Genomic DNA, 3,870 nt, shown 5'->3' on the forward strand with positions numbered 1-3,870 from the left:
GACCGGCAGGTGCAGCCGACACCGGACATGCGCTACCACTTCGTCGGGCAGGCGCCGGCGCAGCTCACGACGCGACCGATCGTCGTCGGTTTCGGCCCGGCCGGCATCTTTGCCGCCCTGATCCTGGCGCAGAGCGGATTCCGGCCGATCGTTCTCGAGCGTGGCAAGGCAGTGCGCGAGCGTACCCAGGATACCTGGAGACTGTGGCGGAAGAAGCAGCTCAACCCGGAATCGAACGTGCAGTTCGGCGAAGGCGGCGCCGGCACCTTTTCCGACGGCAAGCTCTACAGCCAGATCAAGGACCCCAGGCACTACGGGCGCAAGGTGTTGATGGAATTCGTCAAGGCCGGTGCCCCGGCGGAGATTCTCTACGTCAGCAAACCGCACATCGGTACCTTCCGGCTGGTCGGCATGGTCGAACAGATGCGCCGCGAGATCGAACAGCTCGGCGGCGAGATCCGTTTTCAGCAGCGCGTCAGCGGCCTGCACATCGAACACGGTCGAGTGCGTGGCGTGACCCTGGCGAGCGGCGAGGAACTGCGCACCGACCACGTGATCCTGGCGCTCGGCCACAGCGCCCGCGACACCTTCGCGATGTTGCACGCCGCCGGCGTGTTCATGGAGGCCAAGCCCTTCTCGATCGGCTTTCGCATCGAACACCCGCAAGCGCTGATCGACCAGGCGCGTTTCGGGCCCTACGCCGGCAACCCGCTGCTCGGTGCCGCCGACTACAAGCTGGTGCATCATTGCCGCAACGGCCGCAGCGTTTACAGTTTCTGCATGTGTCCCGGCGGCACCGTGGTCGCCGCCACTTCCGAAGCGAACGGCGTGGTCACCAACGGCATGAGCCAGTATTCGCGCAACGAGCGCAACGCCAATGCCGGCATCGTCGTCGGCATCACCCCGCTCGACTACCCCGGCGGACCGCTGGCCGGCATCGCACTGCAGCGGCAACTCGAAGCGCACGCATTCGAGCTCGGCGGCGGCACCTATGAGGCGCCCGGACAGCTCGTCGGCGATTTTCTTGCTGGCCGCCCGTCGACGCAGCTTGGAACGGTGCTGCCCTCGTATCAGCCCGGCGTGCGTCTGACCAGTCTCGCTAGCGCCTTGCCCGACTACGCCATCGCCGCCCTGCGCGAAGCCTTACCCGTCTTCGACCGTCAGATTCGCGGCTTTGCGATGCCGGACGCGGTACTCACCGGCGTCGAGACGCGCACCTCTTCGCCGCTGCGCATCACCCGCGGCGACGATTGCCAGAGCCTGAACGTCAAGGGTCTCTATCCGGCAGGCGAAGGCGCCGGTTACGCCGGCGGCATCCTCTCGGCCGGCGTCGACGGGATCCGGGTCGCCGAAGCGGTGACGCGGGATTTGCTCGGGCAGGCAACCCGGCAAAAGGTGTAAACCCGTCCGCATTCGCCCCCCCATACTTCACGCGGCACAGTTTTCGGTTTTTCAATCGAGCAGGCACCCGTATCGGTCGGGAAACTCTCCATCCGTTTGCTGCAACGGGTGCTACGGGTGTTTCCGGCCGGAATCGGGCCAACGCGGCAAACTGTGGATAGCGCGTCAGCTGATCGATTCGGTCAGGGAGGCACGTCAAGGAGATGCGCTTGCTGATCGATGCCTGGTTCATCCGCCGGAGTCTGATGCTGCCTTTGATCGCGCAGGGCGTGCGAATCATCGGACAGATACGGCGGGGTACAGCCTTGTATCTGCCGCCAGAAGCGGCGCCAAAACGTCGTGGACCGAAATGCAAGTATGGTCCGCGGATTGATGCGGCCATGCTTGAGGCCCTGCCGGCCACCGTCATGGAACTGCCCTTGTACGGCAAGGTGCGGACAGTTCGGCTGCGCTCGGTCATTGCCGTGGCAAGATTTCTGAGGGGACTGCCGGCGCGGGCGGTGTGGTGCGAGAGGCTTCAGCCCGACCATATTGGGTCGCGCGCCCGCCTGATTCTGGCGACGGAGACCAGTTTGTTGTGTTGACTCGCGTCGCTTGGCTCCAGGCCGTATCCGAACATCGCCTTTTCTTATTTGTCATTGACCGTCGCCAGCGAAATCACGGTCGGCGCGATCCGGGTATGTCTAAGCTTCTGACTCCTGGTGCCTTTCGAGGAAAATATTCATGTCGCCTCCATTGCCATTCGGTGGTCTACCTCCTACGCAGGGTTGAGGATATTGTCCTCGAAAATTCAATCCGCCGGCAACGTGAGGCGACGCCTTTTTGGGTTGCAGCCATCGGCCGCGCTACGCTATAGTGCTTGGCATAAATGCGGTCGCTGAGCTGTTCAAACAGCCACCTGGGGGGTCGAGCAGCGCCGCCGGCATTGACGCAATTGCCCGAACTTTTAGTGAACGTGTCCATTGGGCACCTCCTTGTTTGGGTTGGAAATTTACCTATACCTGTTCATGAATACAGTATAATGACGCAAAGTAAATCGTCAAGTAGGATGTCCACTTCACGTTAGAGCGCAGATCGCCTCCGCCATGGACGAAATTGAGTACATCTCGACCTACGTGCCCCAATGGGCACAGCCAACGTTGGACATCAAAGGTATCGAGGCACTCAAGTACGTTACGCCGGTAACGCCACCTGACTATCTCCGATATGCCGAGGCCGATCTATCAACTGGCGGAAATCATGGTTTGGTGAATGCTCTGTCGAATGCCAAACGAGCAATCGATTGTCAGGTGACCAATACCCTTCAAGGGTTCGGATTGTCCGTTCCCAAGCAGTTTCCCACCAAACTTGAGAAGATCGCGGCCCTCGGTCTGGTAGCGCCGCGAATAGTCAAGAAAATTGTTCGCCTGCGAAACCTCCTGGAACACGAATTTCATAGCCCACAGCTTGCCGAGGTTGAAGATGCTGTCGATGTTGCAACGCTTTTCATTGAAGCCACTCGCCGGGTCTATTCAAACGGTATCGTCACCGAGTTTTGGGTTGCCGACGAAAAGTCAGCCAATCATCGGAACGTCAAACGGACGAAAACAAAGACCATCATTGACAACGACTCTCCCGAGTTCACTTACGCTCGCGGAATCTTTACCGGGTTTGAAATGGAGACCCGACAACTATCTGTGGTACTTGTCCACGAAAACGTGCAGATCGGGGAGTTCCCGATCTCCAAGACCGATAAGCGTACTGTCCCCCTGCTTGGCTTCCTAGGAACTATCGATGGTGCGGATGGAAAAGCATATTCCATTGAGGGGGCGAGGGAGTTTCTTGCACTTCTGCACGCAAAATGAATCTGCGCTCTAACCCATCATTCCACCGGACGCTGCGCGATGAAGCCGCGCAGCGCCGGTGAATTCAGACGTTAGGCGGCACGAACACCCCACTCCTATGCACATCCGTCCAGCCACTGTCAATGACTCCGCTATCCTTGCCAATCTCATCTCAGAGTCCAACAAGGACGTTGCCGCACTGTTCGGCCTGAACCGTGAGAACTGCCCGAAGCACCCTTCCTTCTGTGAGGCCGGGTGGATTGAAAGTGACATCGCGAGGGGCGAGCTCTACTTCATCGCTGAACTGGAAGCTGGACCCGTCGGCTGCGTTGCGACCGAGTACCCAAGCCCTCACATTGCATACCTCAACCGGCTGGCCGTGCTTCCAACGCATCGCCGCCAAGGGATAGGCGCTGCTCTCACCGAGTTTGTACTGCAACTCGCTCGTCAACACGGCGTCCAGTCTGTCAGCATTGGCGTCATCGGTGAGCACGTGGCGTTGCAGCGCTGGTATCAGACCTTTGGGTTTGTGGCGGGCGAACTAAAGCAGTTCGAACACCTTCCGTTCTCCGTCAGGTACATGGCATATGTCGTCAGTGCCGCCTAACGAATAAGGATAGATCGTGCGAAGCCACGATCTGATCCG

4 protein-coding genes are annotated in these 3,870 nt (G+C 59.7%); all 4 read left to right on the forward strand.

Features of this window, described 5'->3' with window-relative positions; genetic code table 11:
• A partial coding sequence (locus CAPSK01_RS00125) for an FAD-dependent oxidoreductase (RefSeq protein ID WP_034920797.1) occupies positions 1 to 1,401 on the forward strand: 1,401 nt, incomplete at its 5' end.
• Between the two features lie 209 nt (positions 1,402 to 1,610).
• Complete coding sequence (locus CAPSK01_RS00130) at positions 1,611 to 1,985, forward strand: transposase (protein ID WP_034920783.1); 375 nt, start codon at positions 1,611 to 1,613, stop codon at positions 1,983 to 1,985.
• Positions 1,986 to 2,486: 501 nt separating this feature from the next.
• Positions 2,487 to 3,245, forward strand: coding sequence for a hypothetical protein (locus tag CAPSK01_RS21240; protein ID WP_273702779.1), 759 nt, complete (start codon positions 2,487 to 2,489; stop codon positions 3,243 to 3,245).
• A gap of 97 nt (positions 3,246 to 3,342) precedes the next feature.
• Positions 3,343 to 3,831 (forward strand): GNAT family N-acetyltransferase, encoded by a 489-nt coding sequence (locus CAPSK01_RS00140; RefSeq protein ID WP_034920785.1) that lies wholly within the window; start codon positions 3,343 to 3,345, stop codon positions 3,829 to 3,831.
• Positions 3,832 to 3,870: the final 39 nt, after the last annotated feature.

Source organism: Candidatus Accumulibacter vicinus (genome assembly GCF_000584955.1).
In the GTDB taxonomy this organism is placed as follows: Bacteria; Pseudomonadota; Gammaproteobacteria; order Burkholderiales; family Rhodocyclaceae; genus Accumulibacter; species Accumulibacter vicinus.

Bases quoted from the DNA above. Each gene is read 5' to 3' on its own strand.
- CAPSK01_RS21240 (WP_273702779.1), top strand. From the start codon at position 2,487: ATGGACGAAATTGAGTACATCTCGACCTACGTGCCCCAATGGGCACAG.
- CAPSK01_RS00140 (WP_034920785.1), top strand. From the start codon at position 3,343: ATGCACATCCGTCCAGCCACTGTCAATGACTCCGCTATCCTTGCCAAT.